We start from the raw sequence: 24,121 nt of genomic DNA on the forward strand, positions 1-24,121 counted from the left end.
GTCGATATAGAAACCAATTCTCTATAGTTTAGTTTTCTCAACTAAAACTAAATAAGATGAAAATTGCAACAACCTTAATGTTGGCTTTGGTATTTTCTTTTACTCAACTAACAGCCCAAAATTCAATAGATAGATTAGAACCGCCCAACTGGTGGGTAGGGATGGAGTATAATACTATAGAATTGTTGGTTCATGGTAATGATATTGCATCTCATGATGTAACCTTAAAACCTTATGAAAAAGTGCAATTGCTGAGCACTAAAAAGGGAGCCAATCCAAACTATTTATTTTTGAAGTTACATATCGGGAATACTGCGAAGCCAGGAAATTTACAGTTAAACTTCCAGAAAAACGGAGCATCAATTTTTGTACAATCTTATGAAATAAAAGAGCGGGAAAACAACCGTAGAAATATAGAAGGCTTCAATACTTCGGACGCCATCTATTTGATTACACCGGACCGTTTTGTAAATGGTGACCCAAGTAACGATGCTGTTAAAGGAATGGTAGAAAAACCTAACCGAAATGATAAGGATGGAAGGCATGGGGGTGATGTAGCCGGAATTGTAAATCATTTGGGAGACATTAAGGATATGGGATTTACCGCCATTTGGACGAACCCAATTCTAGAAAATAACATGCCTAGTTATAGCTATCACGGTTATGCAATCACCGATTTTTATAAAGTAGACCCACGTTACGGAAGTAATGAATCCTTTAAGGCAATGTGTGATAAAGCTTCTGAAATGGGAATGAAGGTAATTATGGATATGATTGCCAACCATTGTGGACTAGAACATTGGTGGATGAAGGATTTGCCATCTGATGATTGGATAAATCAATGGGATACTTATACCCAAACCAACCATAAAAAAACTGTGGTACTGGACCCATATGCAACAAAAAAAGATACGAAGGAATTTTTTGATGGCTGGTTTGTTCCAACAATGCCAGACTTAAACCAGCGTAATGAATCTATGGCCACATATTTGATTCAAAATACTCTTTGGTGGATAGAGTATTCAGGTATTTCTGGCATCCGTATGGATACATACCCTTATCCTGATATGTATTTTATGCGAGACTGGACAGCAGCAGTAATGACCGAGTACCCTGATTTTAATATAGTAGGAGAAGAGTGGGTATTACGTCCAACGATTGTTTCGTACTGGCAAAAGGGAAAAGAGAATGCCAATGGCTATACATCAGAATTAAAAAGTGTTATGGACTTCCCGGTACAACACGCACTTACCACTTCACTAAATGACCCAAATTCATGGAATGCTGTTTACGAGGAATTAGGTCAAGATTATTTGTACCCGGATCCTAACAACTTGGTTGTATTTCCTGATAATCATGACATGAGCCGTATTTATACACAATTGAATGAAGATGAAGATTTGGTTAAGCTGGCCCTTACCTATATAGCTACTGTTCGTGGAATACCACAAATATATTACGGAACAGAAATATTAATGGGCAATAAAGGCACAGAAGATCATGGAGTTATCCGTATGGATTATCCTGGCGGATGGAAAAAAGATAAGGTAAATGCCTTTTCTGGAGAAGGTCTTACAGAGTCACAGGTGGAAACGAAGAATTACCTCACTCAACTTTTTAAATGGCGAAAAGATAATAAGGCAATTCATAACGGTAAGCTCGTTCATTTTGCCCCGGTCAATAACACCTATGTTTTCTTTAGGTATACAAAGGATGAAATGGTTATGGTGATATTGAACAAAGATAAAGACCCCATCAATGTAGATATACAAGAGTATAAAGAAGTACTTAAAGGAAAGCTTTCCGGAAAGGACATTTTAACAGGAAAACTTTACAATGCCGTAGACCATCTGCAAGTTTCAGGAAAAACAGCGATGATTATAGAGGTTGAGTAATAAATCAATTATTAAATGATTTTTTGAAGGTAGATTTAAAACTAAACCTTCAATAGGAAATTATAAAGAAACTGGATAACAGTAGTTTGTAAAGTTGAGTTATGTGATGTTAAAGGCAACAAGAAATTGTTGCCTTTTTTAATAAGAACAAAAATATTATAATCTCACCCTTAAAAACCATGAAAATTTAAACCGTAACATTAAAATAGCATGGTTACCATTTATTCTGGTAAGAACTACTTTTCAAACAAAAATTCGAGAGGAAAATTGAGCCGTTTACTCCAAGCGTTTTCACTATGGTTTTCCCCTGGAAAAAATTTAGTGAACCAATTAGTTTCATTATAACCTTTTTCGACCATCAACTGGTCTACTTTTTTTTGAATTTCCGGATACAGCTTATCCAAAGTTTCATCACCACAGTCAAAGTAAAATTTATGATTTTTTGGATTGGGAAGGTTTTTATCTAGATATCTCAAAAATGCATCTGGTACCGGGTTGTTTTCAAGCGTAAAAGTACCGGGCCAATGTGTTGATAAACATGCGGCTCCTCCAAATACGTTGGGATATTCACAAATAGCGTACATAGAGATTAATCCTCCCATACTGCTGCCCATAACAAAAGTGTTTTCTTTGTCAGGGTAAACAGAGTAGGTTTTATCTATATATGGTTTTAGTTCTTCTATAATAAACTTAAGGTAGTTATTAGATTGAGGACTGAACATTTCATCTATAGGAACGTGAGAGCTTTTAAGTTGGGTATTAACCGTGTCCTTCTGCCTATCTAACAAAGATTCAAACGGTTTTTGTGGGAAGTAATCAGAGTGTCTTGTTTCTCCTCCATTCCAAATACCAACAACTATAAATTTTTTAATTTTATTGGATTGAAATAATTTGGAAGCCACATCATCTACGTTCCAAGCTTGTTTGTTCCACGAGCTTTCAGGGTCAAATAACATTTGTCCATCGTGCATGTATAATACAGGATATTTTTTTAATGGAGAATAACCTTCAGGTAACCATACATCAATATTTCTGGACGTTATAAACTTTGACTCATAATTCTCAATACGTTCAAGCTTACCATGTATTACTTTGGGAAGCGTAGTTTGCGCTTGTACAGTTAGAATTGAGAATAAGATTATAGTAGTACATATTAATTTTTTCATCAATTACTTGTGTTAATTACGGCTCTTTTTTTACTTTAATTTCCATAAATGATACAGCTATGAATAGTACCGAACAAAGTAATTTTAACGTTCCTCCAAGTACAAGGATTTTCCTTGGATTGTCTTGATATATAAGCACTGATTCTTATTAGTTGTTTTTTAGCTTTTCGGCTATTTCATCATAATACTCTTGTGTAATCACTTCAGTCCACGTGGTTGGCTGCCCGCCACCATATAAAGCTAGATATGTTACATTACTAAGCTTCGTGGAGGAATGCCAATGTTCAATATCTTTCTCACATTTAATTACATCGCCTTTTTTCAAAATTACAGGCACATTCCCTCTCTCCTGGTAATAGGCCTCTCCATCTACAATTATCAATACTTGTGCTGTTGCATGTTTATGCCAGTCCAATGTTGAGTTAGCTTTAAACGTTGCTTTTGTAATATTATAACCCAATTCCGCGTCATCGTGAATAATAGCATTCAACCAAGCTTCTCCAATATAATGTGTGTTTGGAGCTTTTGTTCCTTCGGTAAGATATGAGGATACACTGTAATCGGAATCCTGAGAAAATACGGATGTAGATACAAAAATCAACAACAGTAAAATTGAATTTTTTATTTTCATAAGATTCTTCATTTATTTTGTTATTAGCGGTTTCGTACAAGAATAGTTGAGGATTTGTGTGCGAGTACTTTCCGAATAAAAACCCGAAGTAGCAAACACGCAACGACCTTTGATTAAGCACTAAGCCTCAATTATTTTTAGAGTATTGTATGCAGGTTCTTTTATAGCTGTTCCACTAGTTTTCTGGCGGTAACAGTATCATATATAATTTTCAGTTTACTAATCTTATTTTGATTATCGAATTCAATAATGTCAACTACGTCAAATTCCACTTCTTGATTATTTTTTAAAGTCCATTTATAAGTAAAATAAAGAGCTAAATTGTTTGAGTCATTTTCTTCAAAAATTCCTTTTAAATGAAGTTCAGAATTTGATGTATCACTATTTAATTCACGATAAAATTCATTCGCTTTTTTTATTCCGTATAGTGGTGAATCAACCATTCCATTTTTATTGAATAATGCAACTACTTGTTCAATATTTCCATTTTCAAGATGAGTAATATATTGCTTTGCTATTTCCTTTCTATTCATTATTCCATCAATTTTAAATTTCAGAGTTTGTTTCTCAGCTTTGTACCTACTAATCTAAATGATTTTTAACTATTTAAAAAGTGTTTGTAACTGCATAAGTGCAGATTTCTGTTGTTTTAATGGAACATGGCCTAGTAGCACTTGAATCTGTCTTAAATCGGTACCTGATTCCAGAAGATGGGTGGCAAAACTATGACGCAAAACATGTGGTATAACAGTTTGTGTTACTTTTGCTTTAATAGCTATGTCTTTTACAATTTTCAGTATATTCTGGACAACGCATTCCCCACCTTTCTTCTTTCGAATAAATAGTTGGAAGCACTTCATTACATATAGTATATTCTCAAGTCTTCCAGTACTTTCTTAAGGAGTAGGGTGTACATATTCTTATTGTGAAAACGATAGCAAAATACATTGAACAATTTTAACCTTTCCGTTGGATAATTTGTCCAAAGAGGACAAATCGTGTTCTAAAACGTGTTCACTTTCGTGTTCAATTCTAATAGCGTAAAAAAATAAAAGGCATAAAAAAACGGATTGTAGTTCCCAATCCGTTAGTTTACAGCATTTTAATCTTTGTGGCGAGAGGGGGGCACGATCCCCCGACCTCCGGGTTATAATTCTACTTTGAAAATCATGAACGCTTGAAAACAGGGCTTCCCGAGATGCTATCTTATAAAATCGTGTTCAAAAACGTGTTCAGTTTTGTGTTCACAATTAATTCAAAATTTTGAACAGCTATTTAATCAAAATTTCATAATCATCCACCTTTGAATCACCTAGTCTTAGAAAGTAAGAATAATGTTTCACAAATATGACACCTAGAGCGATTTTTGAAATAGTTGTGTTGTTCAATTTTTCATAAATTGTTTTTGTTAATAGATAGTCTATCCTACTATCCGCATTACCATCATCTTACCGCCCAAATGAATTTCTTGCCTTAATATTTTTCTGTTGTATTTATTTAGGTAATAGACACTTGTAGTTAAATTGTTCGAAATATCATCCGTAACCTCTACCTTCCAAACTGCCACTGACTTTCCCTCATGCTCAAAGTTGACTTCTTCAACTCCCCTAATAGTTGCCGTTATGACTCCCGTTTTGGATTTAGGATTGTAATCAAAAATGGAAATGGTTTTTGAAAAGTTCTCATCAAAAGGAAGCAACCTAATCAATTGAGGATAAAAATTGCTATCAAAAAAAGGCATACTGACCTCTTCTTCTAATTGGGTTTTTGCTCCAGTATCTTTATCCAGAAAAAAACCGGTTATCTTTTCGCCAAACCTTAACACCAAATTTCTTTGTTGATTGTATGAAGAATGATAAATAGGTGCAAAATCATAAGTTCTTACTATAGTACTGTCTACCCAAGTTACGGGCGACTGTTTCAAAACAGCCGTCGTTATAATAGTAACGGAGTCTTCTCCTTTTTTGATATCCGTTACGACTTCGCCGATTTTTACTTCTTTTGAATCTTGAAGCATGGTCCAAGACATTTTTGTGGTTTCAGTTTGAAGCAAATTAATATTTGCAGGATTGTTCATAGGACTTAATGGAATTTCTTGCGCTGTAACCTGAAAAGCAAATCCTATCATATAGATTAGAAGGAAAATCATATCTTTCATTTTGTCTTTGCTATTTAAATTTTAGTTCCAAATACCGCTTTTTGCCGTTTGCGAGGCGTAGCTTTTGAAATCAATGGCGGGCCTTCCCAATACTTTGGCCACATCATTGGAAATTTCTTGGTTATCAGGGTTTCCCAATACTTCTTTGAACAGATAGCCCAAAAGCCATACATAAGAATCGGGTAGGCCGGCTTGGAGCATTCCTTCCTTAAATTCCTCAATAGAGATAGGAATATATTGAATGGATCTGTCAGCGGCTTTGGCCATAATTTCTACCACCTCGGCAAAGGTTCTCTTTTGTGGTCCCGTTACGGTAATGGTTTGTCCGTTATAGGAATCATCCATTAGTACTTTGGACACTACATCTGCAATATCGTTTACATCTACAAAAGGAATTTCAGCCTTTGGCATGGGCAGGGCAACGGTGCCATTCAAAACAAAATCTAAAAAGGCACCTTCGCTAAAATTTTGATTGAACCAAGAGGCCCTAACCAGAGTATAGTTAAGACCAGAATTTGCTACTATGGCCTCACAAGCCTCCGCTTCGGCTTCTCCCTTGCCTGAAAGTAACACTACCTTCTTTAAACCGGCTTCCAGAGCTTTTTCGGTCAGTGCTTTTATGGCATCTCTAGAACCTGGCACCGCCAAATCGGGATAATACACAATATACGCCCTGTCTATACCTATTAAGGCGGCTGTATAGCTTTCAGGATTCTCCCAATCAAAAGCAGGACTTGTTTTTCTGCCGGCAACACGAACGTTGTGTCCGGTATTTGCCAAATTGTCTGCGACTCGACGACCGGTTTTTCCGGTTCCTCCGATAACTAAAATGTTTTCTGATTTCATGATTTAAGATTTATAAATTTTACAGTATTATTTTGTGTAAATGAGGCCTATCAGCAATAGGGCAAAAGATGTGAAAGAAGCAATGGTACGCTGTATATGCCAGCGATTCCATGGATGCTCAAATTTGGTTCTCAGTTCCTTGAGTTCGGCAGCGGAAAGCTGTTCCAAAGTAGTTTTATCAAGTATTTCGTTTAGGGGAACATTTTTAAGAATCGTAATCAAACCGATACCTACGAAATATAAAAGTGCAGCAAGTGTAAATGACCACATTGTCATAGAAAATGCATTGCGGTGCAGAAAGGCATTTAAGAACAACAGCACTATGGGCGCAAAAAATACTACTAAAAAACTACGGTTGATGATAGCACGGTTCATTGCTTGAAAGGATTGCAAGAACCCCAAATCATCCAATCTACCAATACCCGGTGTGATGGCGTTGGACCATGTGAAGCACAATCCCGCGGTGAGCCCCGTATACAAGATGCTCAGCATCAAAACAATCATTTTAAACTTTATTTCCATTTTGTTGGTTTTTTGTGGATGAACTCCAGATTAACAATGTTTGATACTCATTAGAAGGGAGTTTTACTTTTCGGCCTTTGGAAATATATTTTTCTAAAAGCCTCCCATTAAACAGCTATAATTCAAGTATATATTCAAAAATTAAAGCAATAATGAATTTTACTAAGCTTATCACGATGCTGTTTTTTGAAGCGTATATTTTCTGAAGTACACTACAGTGAAAAAGAATTCAACAATAATGATAAAAAACATGGGGTCCCCAAAAAAGGTTGCATAACTACCCCCTGTAGGAATTATAAACACGGGTACCGTAATGAATATATCCAAGATGGTAGCGATGAGCACAAAGGTCAGTGCCAATATACTAGGTCTCATTCGCCCCTTTTTGTAAAACAAATATGTACCTAGACACGCACTGGGAATAATACCTAAGAATAGTGCTATGCTAGATTGTAATTCTACGTTGTCAAGTAATTGGAAACTAAAAGAAAACAAGTAAACGCTTACGCCCAAGACCCATACGAATGCGCCATATAACAATACTTAATAATCTGCTGGTTGTCATAATCTTAGTGTTTAAATTATGATACAAATCTATGTCTATGGCCAATTAAGCACTTATTCCAAAAGAAGTATGATTTGTTCCAAAAGTGGCCCCAAGAAAAGAGAGGCAAACAAATTCATGGTCAATAAATTTCTACGGGAATTTTTTTCCTACTATGATTTTCAGGATGGAAGAAGGAGGTTTATTTAATTTGACTAGGACGGTAACCAAACCTTTTCACGAAGGCATTAGAGAAGGAGCTCAGGCTGTCGTATCCAACTTGCCATGCGGCCTCTTGCACTGTAGCCTCTTTTTCACTGATGAGTTTATGGGCAGAAATAAGCCTTTCATTCTGAAGATATTTAAATACGGGCACTCCAAAAATGGCCTTAAACTCTTTTTTAAGACTGGTAGTATTAAAACCAATAGCTTGGGAAAGCTCCGAAAGTGAAGGTGGATTATCCAAATTTTCCAAAAGAATGTCTTTTGCCTTATCTAATTGCTTTCGATGTTTTGGTTTTGAGACCTCTTCCTGTTTGATGGCAAGCTGACCAAAAAAGTGCGATAACAATGCGGTTATATGGCTCCTAAAAAACATCATTTTCGTTTTACCGGAGTAACTGTTTGAGAAAAATGCATCCACGATGTTTTCCATCTCTGGGATCATATAGAAACATGGCCCTTCTACATAGCTAGCCTTAGGATTTACCAATTCTTTCAATAAATCAGAAAACAATTCGCCTTCTTGATTGGGCAACAGTTCCATATTACTAAGCTTAGTAGCTACAACGATGCACTTTAAATTCTTATTTGGACTTACGGTATGTTCAAACTCTACTTGCTCGTCTGCATAAAAGGATAGAGAAAGTCCTTTGGTGTATTGAAATTTTTTTTGATTTTGATGATATTTTACGGTTAGGTCCACATTGCCAGAACCATAAAAGGCAACGCCTACAATCGGTTCATCAAATCGGCATGAATCAACTTCTATTTTGGTAGAATTAGCTTCTTCAACCAAAATTATAAAATCATTGATATGTATAAAATCACGTGTCATGTTATCATTTAAATCAAAAACTTAAAGTTAAATAAAATAAGTAATTCGGTTTGAACAAATAATATAATCAACTCGTCTAAGCCTTTCAGTGATACTATAATTAAGGGGGGAGGAAATTTTTTGAATACTATCCCCCCTTAACCCTTAAGAAAATTTAGAGTTGGTTATAAAATTCTATTGATTTTTTTTCAACTTCCTTTTTAAAATTACCTGCTACCACTTTTTTCTCTTTAAAATTATCATAGAAATTAGGCAGTGAAAAATCTGCTATCACCTTCGCTCCCAAGAAAGGAAAATAGGCCTTGGCCGATTCCAATACCGTTTTGCCACCCCTACCTCCAGGTGAAGTTGCCAGTAAGAGTAAGGGTTTTTCCCTCCAAATTTTTATGTTTACCCTAGAAAGCCAATCAATGGTATTTTTTAAGACAGCGGTATAAGACCCATTGTGCTCTGCTAGGGAGATCATAAAGCCATCTGCCTCATCCATTAATTCGTTTAATCTTCTAACCGCAGTGGGAATTCCATTTTCCTCCTCATAATCTACCCCATATATGGGTAAAACATAATCGTTTAGATCTATTGAAATGATTTTTGTGTTTTCCAATAAACCAGAGGTGTAGGAAAGTAATTTTTTGTTGATTGATTTTTGGCTGTTGCTACCCGCCATAGTGATTACTTTTTTCATGCTGCTGTTTTGTTTGATATTAAATGATCCAATGACCAGTTCCCACTGCCGTTCACCAAAGTGGCCAATGCAAGGCCTATAATCAAAAGAGAATATTCATAGCCTTCGCCAGCTTGGTTACCGAACCAATTCATGAAAAAACCATGTTGCCATTGAGTGGAGTAAATGATACCTACAAACATTCCGGCAATTGATAATGCCCAGAACCTGCTTAAAAATCCTAAGATCAGAGAAATGGAGCCAAAAAATTCAATCATAACAATGGAAAATGCCACTATACTCGGCAGTCCCATTTGATTCGTTAAAGAATCCATTGTGGCCGAATAGCCATAGCCTCCAAAGAGACCTAAAAATTTTTGCGCCCCATGTGGAAGCATGATTAGACCAAGGGTCAGTCTCGAAATGCCAAATCCGATATTCGGCTGTGTTTTTAAAAGTTTTTGTGTCAACTGTTTCATACGTTTTAAGATTAAATTGTTTATATGGATTTTCGGTAATACATCCCGAAGGATGATTTTTTAATGAGATTGGGTCCGTATTGGTCAAAATCTACCCCAACTCCAAACTGATGGGTGTAGAATGATACCCCGGCCCGTAATTGCTGAAAGCTTCTTGAGTGGCTCTTGAATTCGTCCCACACGGTCAAAAATTGACCGTTTAACCAAATGGATATTTTATCGTTTAGCGATGAACGAAACTGGAACTGTACAAACGATTCGCCCTGAAAGATGTGCTTTTGCTCTGAATGAGCTACCGTAGGAATAACAACCAATAACCATCGTGAATTTTTAAGAGAGTACATGACCGACAAACGTTTGGAATAACCGGCAAAACTGTTGTAGTATAACGAGGCTCCAACGGCAATTTTTTTATGAAAATTCCAGAATAAGGTTGGTAAAACCCCTAGTTCGTCAAAACCATGATTTTCTTCATGCCTGAATTTTTGAAAGAAAGCCAATGTATTGATGCTAAGGGCCGGGTTAATATTCAAAGGCTGGCTAGAGAACAAAGTGAAATCAGTTTTATCAAAGCCACTAAACAACTCTACTTGGGTAATTTGCGCATGCAGATTGCCTATAAAGGCAATAGTTGCAACGGATAAAAGGAGTCGTATTCTTTTCATGCCCCAAAATTGCGTGAGGAGCAGATAAAAAAAAATGAACTAGTTTAAGACTTTTACCTTCTGTTGACTTTGGTAATAATCTTGCTCATAAACTCTGGGGTAATGCCTATATAGGCCGCAAGGTCTTTTTGTGTAACTCTGTGAACGATGTTGGGATATTTCTTTTTAAAGGTGATATAACGTTCTTCGGCACTTAAGGAGATGCCATGGTTGGAGCGCTTGATATAGCTAATGAGTGACCTTTGATACAGGATGCGATAGAACCTTTCAAATTTTGGAATTTCCTGAAAAAGCAATTGGTAGTTTGCCCTGGAAATACCTAAGAGTTCCGAGTCTTCGGTAGCCTTAATAAAGTAACGGGTAGGTTTATTGGTTATAAAACTGGCCATGTCTCCTGTCCAATAATCCTCAACTGCAAACATCGATATATGGGGAGCGCCGGTATCATCCAACGTATACACTTTTAAACAACCTTTGGTAATAAAATACTCATATTTAGCCACATCGCCTGCCTGCATTAGGAATGCCCTCTTTTTTACTTTTATTCCCCTAAGTAAAGAGAGGTATTTTTGTTCTTCCAAAGGAGTAAGGTTAATGAACCTGGCAACATTTTTAAGAATTAGCAATTGTGGTCCTTCCGGTTTCAATATTCATTTGGTTTTGGTGGACCTTAAATTAAAAATTTTGACTAAAACCTCCATCAAATTGATATGTTTATTAACTTTTGTTGGCTAAGGGTTACTTCTCATTGTTAAAAGCATAATACTTTTAAACGCGTATCGAACTCAAATAGGTCCAAATGACAAATAAAATCTGTAAGGGTATACGAAACCATAGGTAGGCAAGCCCATTTCCATCAAAGGTTCCTTTTTGGTAATTCACATTATGTATGGAGGCATAAACATTCGCCGGCAACATGAACAATAAAAAAATAATCAGTGCCCAACCACTAGTAGTTTTCAGCTTAGGAATCAATAGACCTACGGCGAGAAGAATTTCAAAGATTCCAGTGAGGTAAACAAAAACTTCTTTAAAGGGAACGAACTTTGGAATCATCATGGTCATGCCCTTGGTGAACACAAAATGCCCCATGGCCGTAAATATTAGCATTACGGACATGGCAATTCTTGCCGATAAGGCAAAATCATATTCTTTTTGAACCATTTTAATGAGTAGAATAGAGATGGAAAAACTTATCACAAGTACAATGAGCGGTTTCATATTTTTCTTAATTGTATGGACTACAAAGGTTTTAAAAGAAAAATCAAAAAGAATGAACCTAGGTTAATTAATACGTTTTCGTATTCTACTCAATGCTTGTGGCGTTACGCCAATATAGGAGGCTATATATTTTAATGGAATTTGTTGCAATAGTTTTGGGCGGTCAGTGAATAGGTTCAAATAGCGTTCTTCCGCTGTTTGGTTCAATAAAGAAATTTCTCTTTTTGACTTTATCAAAAACATATTCTCGGCCATTTTACGACCAATAGTGTTTCCGTTTGCGGTTCTTTCATAGACATCATCGAGGTCGTTTTTGGAAATTCTCCAAAGCACACTCTCCGCTAAGGTTTCAATCTGATATTTTGAAGGCTGTCGCGACAAAAAAGAATCGTACCCTGTTACAAACTCTTTTTCGAATAAAAATCCAAATGTTAAGTCGGACTCCTCTCTCGGTATATAGAATCTCACCATTCCCTTAGCAATAAAGGAAATATGATTTTCAATTTTGCCCATTTGCAAGATGACGGTGTTCTTTTCAAGCTTTACTTCTTTAAGTTTTGATGCAAAAAACTTCCAATCGGCATCGTTCATGGGGGAAATATCATCTATAAACTTTCTAAGCTCGTCCATTTTTTATGCTTGATGATCATATCGCAGTGTACACCTCTGTTTCTTGTAAGTGGGCGAAAGAAATTCTGCTTTAAGCTATTAATATTTTACGGTTTTGAATATTCGATCAATTCTTCAACATAATGGAAATCTCCTTGGTCTTGAGTGAGCTTGACAAAATTTTATACAGCAGGGGCATATAACCAGACCTCCTTTTCGTCTGCGTTGTAACCTCTAGAATTAGAAGTTCTACCGGTGTATTGAATAGTATAGGCCATAAATGTACCAGCTTCTACTGTTTCTTCTTCGTATGAAAGCACCTCCCCGGTGATAAACGATATGTTTTGTATTGTTGACTTTGCCAATAACTACAGACCTTTGAGATACTAAAATCCTATATATTTTTTTATACATTGTTGTTCGTTTGTTCTTAGTAGTCTACGAATCAATAGTTTTGTAAAATTTTATAATATCTTCTGCCAATAATGATGGCTTTTCCATAGCTGCAAAATGCCCTCCTTTAGACATGTTTGTCCATTGTGTTACGTTATACCCTTTTGACATGTATGCCCTAGGAGGCTTTGATAATTCTTTAGGGAAATTAGCATAAGCAACAGGAGGTTTTACGAAATCATTTACGCCAAACTTCATTGGGTTTTTGCTGTTTTCGTTATAAATTCTTACCGATGAATGAATGGATTGTGTTACCCAATAGAGAGTAATATTAGCTAATATTTCATCTTTTGTAAATATGTTTTCAAGGTTACCCTCATTATCACTCCAACTATTAAATTTTTCTACTATCCACGCGCATAATCCAATAGGAGAATCATTTAATCCATAGGCCAATGTTATTGGTTTTGTGCTTTGTATATAAGCATATCCTGCTTCTTTTGCCGACCATTCTTTAAGTCCTTGATTGTATTTTATAACATCCTCAGAAATTTCTTTTTCCTTAAGATAGGGTGTAAAAGAATCAGAGACATAATTAAGATGTATCCCTATTATATGCTCAGGATATTTCATACCTAGTCTAGTACTAATTCCTGAACCTATATCCCCGCCTTGTGCACCATATTTATTATAACCAAGCTCTAACATTAATTTATGCCATAAATCAGCCACGTAAGCATTATCACATCCTTTTTCTACACATTTGCTGGAAAATCCAAATCCAATAACAGAAGGGATTACTAAATCAAAAGAAAATTGTTCATCATTGGTTAATAGTGGTATGAGCTTTAACATCTCTATAAATGATCCAGGCCATCCATGTGTTATAATTAATGGTATAGATTTTTTACTTTTACCTCTAATATGTAGAAAGTGAATTTGATGGCCATCAATATCTGCCATAAAATTAGGGAATGAATTGATTTCACTCTCAATCTTTTTCCAACTAAAATCATTAAGCCAATAACTACTTAATTCTTTCATATAAGATAAATTGGCGCCATAATTCCAATCAGAATCATTAATTTCATCAGGCCAACGACTATTCTTAATTCTTAAGTTTAAATCATCAAGAATTTCTTGGTCCACATTCACAAAATAGGGTTCTATCATATTTTTTGATTTAGCTGTGATTTTTTGTTAGCAAGCACAACTGTTAGTAAAAGAATAGTAGCGAATTTACAAGTACTTGTTTTTTTTGATTTTAGACATATCCTATATATAACAAAGCGATTTCGAAGAAGTACCAAAACCACTATCATTTATAATACTTTATTGTACATAGTGTTTTCTATTCAACCAATTTCATAATCATTTTTCTACCACTAACTTCAATTTCTTGTTTTAAAGTTTTTCTTGTTGATATATCAATATAATAAGTATTTATAGTAGAATTTTTTGAAATCTCATCTGTAGCTTCAACCCTCCATATTTGTTTTAACTCTCCATGGTGTTTTATATCTGACATTTCGGTATTCAAGATTGTTGCTGTAATGACTCCAATTTTTGATTTGGGATTATAATCAAATATAGAAATAGAGTTAGAATAACCATTTTTTAAAGGAAGTAACCTTATAAGTTGAGGATAAAAATTACTGTCAAAAAATGGCTTATCAGCTTCTTCAGATATCTTAGTTCTAGTGTTGGTTATTTTATCTAAATAATAACCCGTTATTTTTTCGTCAAATTTTAAAACCATATCTCTTTGTTGGTTGAATGAAGAATGGTAAATAGGGGCAAAGTTTTTCGTGCTAACAATTGTACTATCAATCCATTTACTTGCAGATTGTTGGATCATTACGGTTGTTATAATAGAAGTTCTATCTTTTTCTTTACTAATTTTAGTCTGAATGTCTCCTATTTTAACCTCGATTGAATCCTTAATGATAAACCATGACATTTTCGAAGTATCCGATTTGAGTAAATTTATATTCGCAGGATTGTTTTTTGGGCTTAATGGTTTTTCTTGGCAACTTAATAGATTAGAAGTCCCAATAATAAACAGCATTAGGTGAATTGTTTTTTTCATTTTTTTAATTTGTGTGCAAGTCGTCTAGATATAGATATAACTATATACAAGTTTATGAATATCAACACGTCTAAGCTGTTGGGGAAAGCTTAGAGTTAATTGTTTAATTGGAAAAGAATATTCATAATCTCAACACTCGGTGCTTCTTTAATTTCATAAGCGGCTGGGATGCTCTGTGCTAAATCAGACTTTTGGTAACTTTGTAGAGATGCCATAGAATCCCAGATGTAAACTCCGCCATATTCTCCTTCTTTACCTGTTTTTACGTAATATTTTTGTAAAAGCCCGGGAATGGTTCTAAAACTATATGCTCTTTCGTTTGCTCTTTTTGATAACTCAACTTCCGGTAAATTCGATTTCAACTTGATTATTTGTAATATCATAATGAATTAGATTTTTATTAGAAGTGTAATCTATTCATTTTTGATAATCGAAAATTGTAAAAATCGGTCGTTTTCATTTTTCAATAATACTTTTGGTGTAAATCCAGTTATTTTCTTTATTCCTTTTATAAAATGGGGTTGGTCAAAATAACCTTCTTGAGCATATAATTCTCCTTTTTTAATCTGACTAAAGTTGGAAGCTCCTTTTCTAATATTGCAATAAGCTTTTAATGAAAGGCCAAAAGTGGATTGAAAATAGCGATTTATTTGTCGGTCAGACCAATTAGCTTCTTCCGAATAGTACCGAACGGTATTGTTACCTTTTGTTTGGTTAATCGCTTTTAAAAGATGTTCTTTTCTTGGGTCAATACAACTTTGTTTTTCAATACATGATAGTAAGTATTGGTTGAAGTGCTCAAAAACATTAGTGTCTTTTTTTTTACTAAGGTCATTAAGATGGGTGTAGGATTTTTCTATGCTTATTATATTATTGAGTATTTCGCTAATATTTTCACGAATTATATTCTCAATAGCAAGCAACCTAAACTGCACACCATATATTGTGGTTTCGGGCGCGATAAATACACTTGTTTTTTGGTTCCATAGACCAGATAAAAACACGTCTTCTAAATTGTTATTATGGTAACAAATTAATAAATCGAAAAATCCATCAGGGAATATTGTGTAATATTGGAAATCTTTATTTTTGTTTTCAATTTTCCAATAACATCTTACATAATCCTTAAGGTTTTGATTGGGTTGTTCCTGAAAATAAGTCATCCAAAACTGTTATTAATATTGGGTTTCTAATTGATTACATTCATCTATTTATTCTAATGTAATTTTATTAATTCTATTTCAACAAATGTTTGGTAAAGGTTTTGTATATAGTTGCTTGCGTGTTTTAAGCACCTATTTTAGCAAATACAAACCAAACTGAAAATCCGCGAGGATTTTCGTAAGTAGGCTAGAACTAGCAATAAATTATATATGGTTTTGTCAACTGGCTTTTAATTGTCAATTACAATCTCTAATTGTCTATTCAGTATTCCTTTTCCGCCAGCCATCAAATCTTTAATTTCTTGATTTATGATTCGTAAGTTAACAATGATTAAACTAGGTGAAGGTTCTTTCATATATTTTCCTTGTTGAATGTGAAAAGAGTTTTTCTTGATATTTAAAATGTCAAATAAATAACAAGCAAGAGGGCCAGCTGCCATTCCTGTTCCTGATTCTTCTAATATTCCATAGCGAGGACCAAACATTCTCGAAGTAGCGTCAGATTCTGTATCGGTAGAGAATACATAGTAACCGATTAAATCGCACTCATCGCTTACTTCACTAATCAAATCAAAATCAGGAATTATATTCTTTAAAATTTCATTGCTTTTAACCGGAACAAGTATAAATGAATTCCCTGTATTTACTAATTGAATTGGTGCATTTGGAATCAAGTCCGTTTTCTTTAATCCTAATGATTTTAAAACCACACTTTCTTTGTTACTTACATCTGTATATTTTGGAGCCAATTGTTCCATGAATGCTAAATCACCAATTAGTTCTATTTTTCTACTTCCATCAATAGTTTCTTTTGAAGAATTATCATTTTTTAAGGCGCCTATTTGTTTTAAATAAGAAAATGTTGCTACAGTAGCATGCCCGCAATGCGCTATTTGTTTAGTTGGAGTGAAGAAATCTAGCTTAAAATCATCCGTCATAGATTTTGAAACAAAAGCAGTTTCTGATAAACCTACTTTTTTAGAAATCTCAAGTTTATTTCTATCAGATAAGTCATCTGCATTTAAAACTACACCAGCTGGATTACCGCCTTTGCCATTTTCTGCAAAAGCGTTGAGAATTTGTACATTAATAACTTTTTTTGAACTGTCCATTTTCATTTTTTTATATGTTATATAAGATGGACGCTATTAGTTAGAAAAAGACGTTGTAAATTTTAATTATTTTCAAAATCTATTAATTTACCTGAACTATCCGATTCTACATTTGGGCAATCTAAAATGTTTTCTTTTAAAATCTTTTTAGCTTTTTGAACTCTTGATTTTGTCCCCGAATAAGAGATTTTTAAATGTTCTGCTAACTCTTTTTGTGAATAGTTTTTAAATGAAGTTAAAATAATTGCTTCTTTATGATGAGATGAAAGACTTTCTATTTTTTGATTAATACATTGAGTTAAGTTCTTGTAATCAAAACTATTAACCTCCAATTCTGGAATTTCTACATCACTGATTGATATGTTATTATGGTTTACTTTTCTAAAGTAGTCAATAATTGTATTCCTGGTGATTTGATAAACCCAAGATGTAAGTTTAGAAGTATGTTTTAATTGATGAATTTTAGTTTGAATTTTCAAAAAAACCTCTTGATGAATATCTTTTGACGTTTGTTCATCTTTTATTTTCTCCAAAATAAACTTATAAAGTTCTTCATTCAGGTCAATCCAAATAGTATTAATTTCAGTTTTTTCCATTTTGGTTTTTCAGGTTGCACATAAAGGTTCGTATAACCGTCAGTTACGAGTTTGTGTATGTTAATTTTCGGTTTAGCACAGACTTTAGCAATTCCAAGTGGATTCGGGCGAAGTCGAATCCGCCGTAATTGCGGTTGTATATTGTTGTTTGGCGTTTTTATATTTCATTCAATAGTTTTTCAGAATCCCAAACAGTTGCAAATTCCTCACTCAAATTTGCAAGAGTTGTCAAATGTATTATTTCAGAGCTGTATTTTTCTCCGTTAATTCCAATTCTGTCAAAAGTGGCTGTTGCGTCGGAAATTAAATAAGTCTCATAGCCAAAGTTACCTGCCATTCGTGTTGTGGTCGATACACAGTGATTTGTAGTAATTCCGACTATTACCACGGTTTTAATTCCTAATCCGTCCAATTGCTCCTTTAAATTGGTTCCGATAAAAGCACTATTTACATTTTTCGTTATTACGGGTTCATTTTTCTCAGGTAGGACATTTTCGTTAAATTCAAATCCTTTATTTTGTTCATTGAGTTTCGATTGTGGATTTGTAGAGCTGTGCCTAATATGAAATATAGGCAAATTTAATTCACGCCATTTCCCCAGTATTTCTCCGCAAATGATTTCAGCGTTTTTATTATTTCTATTTCCACCCCAATAATCTTCTTCCAAAAAAGCTTTTTGAACATCCACAAGGATTAAAGCTGGATTTTTTTCTTTTAATTTCATTTTGATGTTTGTTCAGTTTTAATGACACACAACGTGTTTGTGCATGAAACGTAGCGTATAAATAACTACGGAAGTTTCAGTTTAGCACAGAGCCGAATTTTTATGTTTTGTTTTTACTTTTTTATTTTAAAGCTAAATCCATAAGATTTAGCGACATCATAAATATACATAGACCTTTCGGTTTTGCTCTAAAGTCCGCATTACGTTAAGGTTTTGTTGGGTGCAGTTTTTTCGTTCGAGCGTACCGTTTTATTATGCTTTCCATTGTTTTCTCTTACGCGGCACATATTAGATAAATTAAATAAGTCAATCACAGACGCAACGAACCGATACTGCGCCAAGAATATCGGCATCAAAATGCCACACTTTTGATTTAATTGACATGTCGGGGCCACCATAACTAATGTCCCACAACCAAGCTTTGTTCTCTTCATTGGTGGGAGTTGACGACCACCAGACAGCGAAGATTCCCAGTTGCCCAAAAGTGCCATTGGGCTTGCGCTGACCTCCTGCAAGCGCATTAAATCCGCTGCTATTAGTTCCATTTCCATCTTCGTTCCAGCTCTCGACACTTTTTAGGGCCTCCCCAGCCTTATCAGCTCCACCAAATTCACTCACAAGCATAGACCATTCGATATCCGACGCCAAATGCCAACCTTTGGGACAAGCTTTTTTCGCAGCCTCCCAAGTGTAAAGTAAGCCAAGTTCATCGCGATTGTTTTCGTTGTCATCATAAGCGTAACTGTTCTCTACTTTGTAGTTTAGGTTTTGAGCTAGCCAGATAACCGTTGTGCCAGTTCTAGTATTTTCGAAGCTGATAGTTTTATATGTTTGCCCATCTCGCGAGTCAATAAACGTTCCAGTTGATTGGGCAATTCCTGCCTTCGTAAAAAGCAAGATAGAAAGGATTGTAAAAATGTTCTGTTTCATTATAGACGTATTTTTAAAATTGCACCCAACGGGATTGTATATGAAACGTAGGGCAGGGGACGGGCGATTTCCTATCGGCCTTGCACAAGCCGAACCTTTTGCATTTTGTGACTAACTTTTTTCTTCAGTTGCCAAATCAAAAGGTGCGGCGACCCCGCCGACACGCAATGGCCAATGGGCCTGACACTGACTAGCCCTATGTTTTATATACGTTGTTACCATTTGTTGTTTCCGCCTGAGTGTTTCATTTTTACTAAGATTTCATATATTTTAATAACAGAGTTATTTTAGTAAATGTGTTTTTTATAGCTACTTGTTTAGAGTTGGTATTCTTTAAAATTTACTGTAAATAATCATTGTAAATTTGAATTTGTTATCACTTTATCTATTCAACGGGAAAAGCTTTTTGGTCATAGATTACTAAGGAATCATTGACCACCTTGTATATCCAATTGGTTGACCTGTAAGACCCCATTCCTACGAAAGCTTTTTCAAAACCAGACGTTTCCTGACATTTTGTGGAAGGATTATAATCCACGAATTTATTACAATCCTCATTTAGAGCTTGGAATGATATTAAAATATCGTTATACAATAAACAGCCGTTCATTTCAGCTTCATAATAAACTATATCGGTTCCAATCAATACGAAACAATCTCCCTTGACTTCTCTAAAATCTACTATGTATACTGATGGATTGGGTTTAATATTCAAATTCTCTTCACAATGAGCCTGATATTTGTCGATTATCAGCTCTAGTTTCTCCATAAGGATTGGTGATATTTCTATATCTTTTTTGTTCTTACAACCAACTAACCATAAGGGTAATACGCAGATTATCAAATTGATAAGTTTGTTCATCTAATCCTTATTTTGGATTCTATAGGTCTATTTGATTTAAGCATTTAAACTTTATAGTTTTTCCTATAAATTTCATGAGTTGCAATTTTATGGATTTGCAAATTCCAATTATATTTTCCTGCTGTATTTTTTACCGGGCGCTTTAAGTCTCTAAAAATGTTTGTCTACAATAAATGGTAACAATTGTATAAAACAACTGGTTGCTTTATATCTCTTTTAACGGTAATTTACTCAAATCTTGGATATTGTCAATGTATGCAGAAAATAAGTAATTATTATACGTATAATATACATTTACAAACGTTTAACGGTAAGTGCGTTCGTCCAAGGACAATCTGTTCGATAATTTATTTCTATGTGGTGCTGATATGCAGTTAGTAGGGTGTAGTAACTTTTTGTAAACCCTTCATTAGGGTCAAAGGTTATATATGGTGATTTCCGGTGTTTGTGCGGTGCAAGAAGTGGTCAGGAATAGGGTGCAACATCTGCGTACACCCTAAAAGGACACCTGCTTATAACTTACTGTCCTTTTTCAATTGTTTTGAAAAGACGGTATCTATCAAAAAGTTAGTGGCTTCGGCATCCGATAACATTGGTGCTTTATTCTTCTTTTGTATCGGCTGTGTTGCATCCAAGTTTTTGCTATTGGAAGTTGAACCGGAATCATCTTCTTCAAAATTGAACTGCTCATTAAGGGTCAGTAGAATTCTTAACGAGGCTTCAAACTTCAGTACTTCGTTCAGAACGGGGAGTTTGGCAATAAGCCGTTCATCAAAATAGGCTGCATCTCCAATAAGGAAGTAGGTGAGTGGCATTGGGTTTTAAACGGCAAGGTTTTCTTGCAATACTTCTTGTCTCATACTAAAAAGCTCCAATTTCTTTGCTCTGTTTATGAGTCGATGTCCAGTTGCGGATTTACGAATAGTTAATATATCAAATTCATCCTTTATCGTAAGTCGGGCCACCTTTTTATAATAATCAAGTGCAATCTTTCTCTTATCAATTTCGTCCAGTCCTAGTATATCCTCTTCATAGGCATGGAAAAACCCTATCAATGAATTTTCGATTACATCCTCATAAACCTCTAGGATAAAATCATAAAATTCCTTGGTCATTTCTACATTGGGTACATAAAGGGTTTCACTGTTCTTACTGGTGATGGCATTAGGCTTTCCATCAAGTGAGAGAGGTACCTTAGTTACCTCTTGGAGTATTCCCCTTGTGACCTGCAGGCGAGTGAGCTCGTCCATTGTCAACGAGTTCAAGTGCAAGTCCTTTAATAGCCCAAAATAGCTCATTTATCTGTCTTGTTGATGGATTGGTTCAATAGATTTGAGTAATCCTGTGGTAGTTCTGCATCTATGTCCCTAAGATACTTTTCAAGTGCGTCAAGAGTGGCATGGCCGGTTATGAGCATTAATTTGCTTTTAACCTCTTCAGGCGTTCCCGTCTTTATCATTTCGCGGTAGAGCATGGTAATATAAGTATGTCTAAAGCTGTACAGCCCATATTCATTGCCCAACTTAAAATGGTCCTTCACTTTTTTAAATCGTTTGGAAAAGTAGTTCCGTTTATCATTATCGGCAAGGTTCCACTCTCCACCAAAGCCTTGTGGAGTGAACAGGGCATGTTCAGTGTCCATTTGAGAAAGGTCCGGTAATTGCCCAAGCATTATATCTGGAATGATTTTTATCTTAACAGGTTTGTTCTTGGCCTTGACATATATTTTCTTGTCGTTTATGTCAATATCACCCACTTTAAGGCGACATATTTCTATGGGCCTCAACATGTTGTAGCTTACCATTTGAACGAACATACGCATCAAAAGGTCATTCTTTTTAAGGTGGGCGTCAATTTCCGCCAGCTGTTTCGGTGTATAGGTCTTGTTTCTCTTCGGAACGGATTTCAGAATGTTTATTTTACGTATAAAGTTGTCATCTATCAATTCGTTGTTCTCCAAGGTACCAAATAGAGCACTGAGGGCGGTTCTAGTATTGTTTCTGTTTCTAGGACTGGAGGTACGCAATACATCGTTCAGGTGGCGTACTACGATTTTCTTATCAATATTCCTAATATCGGAGACATCTACATCATTTTCCGTAAGCCACCTTTGATACTTCGTGATTCGGCTTTTTTGTTTCTTGAACGAATTATCGTTTAGGGTGCTCTTTTTGATGTTTAGCCCCAGTTCCAAGGCTTCGGCAACCGATACTTTGTGTTTTTTTAAAGGATCGTTTTCTATTTCGGGAATGGGCCCTATTTTGGGTTTGGCGGTTTCGGTGGTGATACTTTTATGTATTGCTTTTGCGGCAGTCCCTTTGTCTGCCTTATTATTTCCTCCAGCCTTACTTATAGAGTGTTCTCTTTCTATTGATTTTCCTCTGAATTTTGCTTCCAACTCTGAATTGTCTTTGTAAGGGTCAAACCCGGCTTCTAACAATAGAAGGAGGTTTCGCTGTAGCACTTTTAGGAACTGTAATCGTTTGGTTTTACCTTTAAAGCGATTGGCTCCGGCCTTAATAAAGGGTTGCTTTTTTAATTTTCCGGTATCAGGGTCCCTGAAAGAGAAATATACGAACCAAGCTTTAGAAAGGGCATCATTGCGTTGGTTTTTTGAAAGGGCCGACCACTGTGTGATATCAACACCACCTGTATAGATTTTAGGTTCGGTGTAGTTCAATTTCATTTTAAACGTGTTTACGTTTTCGTTTATGGAACGTAATAAAAAAGAAATACAAGGCATAAAAAAACGGATTGTAGTTCCCAATCCGTTAGTTTACAGCATTTTAATCTTTGTAGCGAGAGGGGGGCACGATCCCCCGACCTCCGGGTTATGAATTTTGCCGGAACGCCCGTATTTAGGGGCTTTTCACGCTATTCGTCTTAAACCTTTGTACTACGCCGTGTACTCTGGTTAAACTAATATTTTTTTAAATATAAAACATAATCAATTGATAATCAAATAAATCAAAATATTTTCATTTTTAGAACTTTTTGCAATTATTTATAGTTTTTACATAGAGGGGAAATATGAGCTAATTATAAAGAAAAGGAAGTCTATAAAATGCAAATTACGTTAGTTAGGCATCAATAAGAATAGAGAAAATCAATCAGCCTATTCTTTATTACTTTGAAACCGCTGCGTGTTTTTTAAAGTTAGACCCGAAAATCAACAGCAAAATTGTTTCATATTTCTCGCCCATTTTATTTCGTAAAATTCGAAAGGCTTTGGTTATTTGAGACTCAACTGTTTTTTTGGATAGGTTCAGGCATTGAGAAATCTCAATGTTTGTAAGCCCTTCTTTTTTACTCATTAGAAAAATTTGCTTGCATTTTGGAGGTAATTCCTGAATTGCAGCAAAAAGAATATTCAATATCTTTTGCTCTTGAGCCTCGTCTTTTTCTTCTATGGCAAGTTCTAGGGCAGTCATGTATTTTTTTTCTAAAGCCATAACAGCCTTTCCCTTTCTATATTCATCAATAAATTTATTATGAACTGATTTGTATAGGTAGCTTTCTAAAGACAATTCATTTTTAAGCTTAGCTCTTTTTTCCCAAATCTGTACAAATACATTTTGCACTATATCTTCAGCCAATAAATCATCTCTAATAAGACTGTTGGCATAAGCACATAGCCTATTATGGTAGTTTTCGACAAGATATACGTAAGCCTTTTCATTGCCACTTTTTAAACCTTCAATCAAATTTGACTTATTATTAAAACTCTTTTTCATATTGTGGCTTGGTAGGGTGTTATGGCAAATATTAAAAAAAAATGTGAAAAAAATAGGGGTA

At 35.0% G+C, this 24,121-nt stretch carries 30 protein-coding genes; 1 reads left to right on the forward strand and 29 read right to left on the reverse strand.

Features of this window, described 5'->3' with window-relative positions:
• Positions 1-56: 56 nt before the first annotated feature.
• Positions 57-1,895, forward strand: a complete 1,839-nt coding sequence (locus tag KO513_RS02525; RefSeq protein ID WP_215912164.1) for a glycoside hydrolase family 13 protein — start codon at positions 57-59, stop codon at positions 1,893-1,895.
• A gap of 236 nt (positions 1,896-2,131) precedes the next feature.
• Here KO513_RS02525 and KO513_RS02530 read toward each other — a convergent pair whose 3' ends face one another.
• From KO513_RS02530 to KO513_RS02670, 29 genes are all read right to left on the reverse strand, one after another.
• Positions 2,132-3,061: an alpha/beta hydrolase gene (locus KO513_RS02530; RefSeq protein ID WP_215912165.1), complete on the reverse strand. Its 930-nt coding sequence runs from the start codon at positions 3,059-3,061 to the stop codon at positions 2,132-2,134.
• A 148-nt stretch (positions 3,062-3,209) separates the two neighbouring features.
• Positions 3,210-3,686, reverse strand: coding sequence for a cupin domain-containing protein (locus tag KO513_RS02535; RefSeq protein WP_215442067.1), 477 nt, complete (start codon positions 3,684-3,686; stop codon positions 3,210-3,212).
• Between the two features lie 167 nt (positions 3,687-3,853).
• Complete coding sequence (locus KO513_RS02540) at positions 3,854-4,225, reverse strand: nuclear transport factor 2 family protein (protein ID WP_215912166.1); 372 nt, start codon at positions 4,223-4,225, stop codon at positions 3,854-3,856.
• 69 nt (positions 4,226-4,294) lie between these two features.
• On the reverse strand, positions 4,295-4,552 hold the full coding sequence (locus KO513_RS19795; protein WP_215912167.1) for a tyrosine-type recombinase/integrase: 258 nt from the start codon (positions 4,550-4,552) through the stop codon (positions 4,295-4,297).
• Between the two features lie 560 nt (positions 4,553-5,112).
• The gene (locus KO513_RS02550; RefSeq protein ID WP_215912168.1) at positions 5,113-5,841 is read right to left on the reverse strand and encodes a DUF3108 domain-containing protein; all 729 of its coding nucleotides are present in this window, start codon (positions 5,839-5,841) and stop codon (positions 5,113-5,115) included.
• A gap of 30 nt (positions 5,842-5,871) precedes the next feature.
• Positions 5,872-6,696: an NmrA family NAD(P)-binding protein gene (locus tag KO513_RS02555; protein ID WP_215912169.1), complete on the reverse strand. Its 825-nt coding sequence runs from the start codon at positions 6,694-6,696 to the stop codon at positions 5,872-5,874.
• 27 nt (positions 6,697-6,723) lie between these two features.
• A complete protein-coding gene (locus tag KO513_RS02560) occupies positions 6,724-7,218 on the reverse strand; it encodes an anthrone oxygenase family protein (RefSeq protein ID WP_215912170.1) in 495 nt (164 codons plus the stop codon).
• 171 nt (positions 7,219-7,389) lie between these two features.
• Positions 7,390-7,758, reverse strand: a complete 369-nt coding sequence (locus tag KO513_RS19800; protein ID WP_371735264.1) for a DUF5367 family protein — start codon at positions 7,756-7,758, stop codon at positions 7,390-7,392.
• Between the two features lie 206 nt (positions 7,759-7,964).
• Positions 7,965-8,819 carry a helix-turn-helix domain-containing protein gene (locus KO513_RS02570; RefSeq protein WP_215912172.1) on the reverse strand — a complete coding sequence of 285 codons (855 nt, stop codon included), beginning with the start codon at positions 8,817-8,819 and terminating at the stop codon, positions 7,965-7,967.
• A 154-nt stretch (positions 8,820-8,973) separates the two neighbouring features.
• The gene (locus tag KO513_RS02575) at positions 8,974-9,504 is read right to left on the reverse strand and encodes an NADPH-dependent FMN reductase (protein WP_215912173.1); all 531 of its coding nucleotides are present in this window, start codon (positions 9,502-9,504) and stop codon (positions 8,974-8,976) included.
• Positions 9,501-9,962, reverse strand: coding sequence for a DoxX family protein (locus KO513_RS02580; RefSeq protein ID WP_215912174.1), 462 nt, complete (start codon positions 9,960-9,962; stop codon positions 9,501-9,503). Before KO513_RS02580 ends, KO513_RS02575 begins: the two co-directional genes overlap by 4 nt.
• Before the next feature lie 20 nt (positions 9,963-9,982).
• Positions 9,983-10,627: a hypothetical protein gene (locus KO513_RS02585; RefSeq protein ID WP_215912175.1), complete on the reverse strand. Its 645-nt coding sequence runs from the start codon at positions 10,625-10,627 to the stop codon at positions 9,983-9,985.
• Between the two features lie 53 nt (positions 10,628-10,680).
• Positions 10,681-11,274, reverse strand: a complete 594-nt coding sequence (locus tag KO513_RS02590) for a Crp/Fnr family transcriptional regulator (protein WP_215912176.1) — start codon at positions 11,272-11,274, stop codon at positions 10,681-10,683.
• A gap of 121 nt (positions 11,275-11,395) precedes the next feature.
• Positions 11,396-11,848, reverse strand: coding sequence for a DoxX family protein (locus KO513_RS02595; protein WP_215912177.1), 453 nt, complete (start codon positions 11,846-11,848; stop codon positions 11,396-11,398).
• Between the two features lie 63 nt (positions 11,849-11,911).
• Positions 11,912-12,478, reverse strand: coding sequence for a Crp/Fnr family transcriptional regulator (locus KO513_RS02600; RefSeq protein WP_215912178.1), 567 nt, complete (start codon positions 12,476-12,478; stop codon positions 11,912-11,914).
• A 161-nt stretch (positions 12,479-12,639) separates the two neighbouring features.
• The gene (locus tag KO513_RS02605) at positions 12,640-12,822 is read right to left on the reverse strand and encodes a hypothetical protein (protein ID WP_252735651.1); all 183 of its coding nucleotides are present in this window, start codon (positions 12,820-12,822) and stop codon (positions 12,640-12,642) included.
• Positions 12,823-12,895: 73 nt separating this feature from the next.
• The gene (locus tag KO513_RS02610; protein WP_215912179.1) at positions 12,896-14,023 is read right to left on the reverse strand and encodes an epoxide hydrolase family protein; all 1,128 of its coding nucleotides are present in this window, start codon (positions 14,021-14,023) and stop codon (positions 12,896-12,898) included.
• Positions 14,024-14,201: 178 nt separating this feature from the next.
• Complete coding sequence (locus tag KO513_RS02615) at positions 14,202-14,939, reverse strand: DUF3108 domain-containing protein (RefSeq protein ID WP_215912180.1); 738 nt, start codon at positions 14,937-14,939, stop codon at positions 14,202-14,204.
• 95 nt (positions 14,940-15,034) lie between these two features.
• Positions 15,035-15,322 carry a YdhR family protein gene (locus KO513_RS02620; RefSeq protein ID WP_215912181.1) on the reverse strand — a complete coding sequence of 96 codons (288 nt, stop codon included), beginning with the start codon at positions 15,320-15,322 and terminating at the stop codon, positions 15,035-15,037.
• Between the two features lie 30 nt (positions 15,323-15,352).
• On the reverse strand, positions 15,353-16,102 hold the full coding sequence (locus KO513_RS02625) for a DUF6597 domain-containing transcriptional factor (RefSeq protein ID WP_215912182.1): 750 nt from the start codon (positions 16,100-16,102) through the stop codon (positions 15,353-15,355).
• A 230-nt stretch (positions 16,103-16,332) separates the two neighbouring features.
• On the reverse strand, positions 16,333-17,220 hold the full coding sequence (locus KO513_RS02630; RefSeq protein ID WP_252735652.1) for a PhzF family phenazine biosynthesis protein: 888 nt from the start codon (positions 17,218-17,220) through the stop codon (positions 16,333-16,335).
• A gap of 56 nt (positions 17,221-17,276) precedes the next feature.
• Positions 17,277-17,810: a sigma-70 family RNA polymerase sigma factor gene (locus KO513_RS02635; protein WP_215912183.1), complete on the reverse strand. Its 534-nt coding sequence runs from the start codon at positions 17,808-17,810 to the stop codon at positions 17,277-17,279.
• 157 nt (positions 17,811-17,967) lie between these two features.
• Positions 17,968-18,534 (reverse strand): cysteine hydrolase family protein, encoded by a 567-nt coding sequence (locus tag KO513_RS02640; RefSeq protein WP_215442013.1) that lies wholly within the window; start codon positions 18,532-18,534, stop codon positions 17,968-17,970.
• 306 nt (positions 18,535-18,840) lie between these two features.
• The gene (locus KO513_RS02645) at positions 18,841-19,464 is read right to left on the reverse strand and encodes an FISUMP domain-containing protein (RefSeq protein WP_215442012.1); all 624 of its coding nucleotides are present in this window, start codon (positions 19,462-19,464) and stop codon (positions 18,841-18,843) included.
• A gap of 385 nt (positions 19,465-19,849) precedes the next feature.
• The gene (locus KO513_RS02650) at positions 19,850-20,326 is read right to left on the reverse strand and encodes a hypothetical protein (protein WP_215442011.1); all 477 of its coding nucleotides are present in this window, start codon (positions 20,324-20,326) and stop codon (positions 19,850-19,852) included.
• A 512-nt stretch (positions 20,327-20,838) separates the two neighbouring features.
• Complete coding sequence (locus KO513_RS02655; protein WP_215912184.1) at positions 20,839-21,141, reverse strand: hypothetical protein; 303 nt, start codon at positions 21,139-21,141, stop codon at positions 20,839-20,841.
• A gap of 6 nt (positions 21,142-21,147) precedes the next feature.
• Positions 21,148-21,624 carry a hypothetical protein gene (locus KO513_RS02660; RefSeq protein ID WP_215912185.1) on the reverse strand — a complete coding sequence of 159 codons (477 nt, stop codon included), beginning with the start codon at positions 21,622-21,624 and terminating at the stop codon, positions 21,148-21,150.
• Positions 21,621-23,012, reverse strand: coding sequence for a tyrosine-type recombinase/integrase (locus tag KO513_RS02665; RefSeq protein ID WP_252735653.1), 1,392 nt, complete (start codon positions 23,010-23,012; stop codon positions 21,621-21,623). The genes KO513_RS02660 and KO513_RS02665 overlap by 4 nt, the downstream gene beginning before the upstream one ends.
• Positions 23,013-23,451: 439 nt before the next feature.
• Complete coding sequence (locus KO513_RS02670) at positions 23,452-24,060, reverse strand: RNA polymerase sigma factor (protein WP_215912187.1); 609 nt, start codon at positions 24,058-24,060, stop codon at positions 23,452-23,454.
• Positions 24,061-24,121 lie beyond the last annotated feature (61 nt).

The organism is Zobellia sp. B3R18, assembly GCF_018860715.1.
Classification (GTDB): Bacteria; Bacteroidota; Bacteroidia; order Flavobacteriales; family Flavobacteriaceae; genus Zobellia; species Zobellia russellii.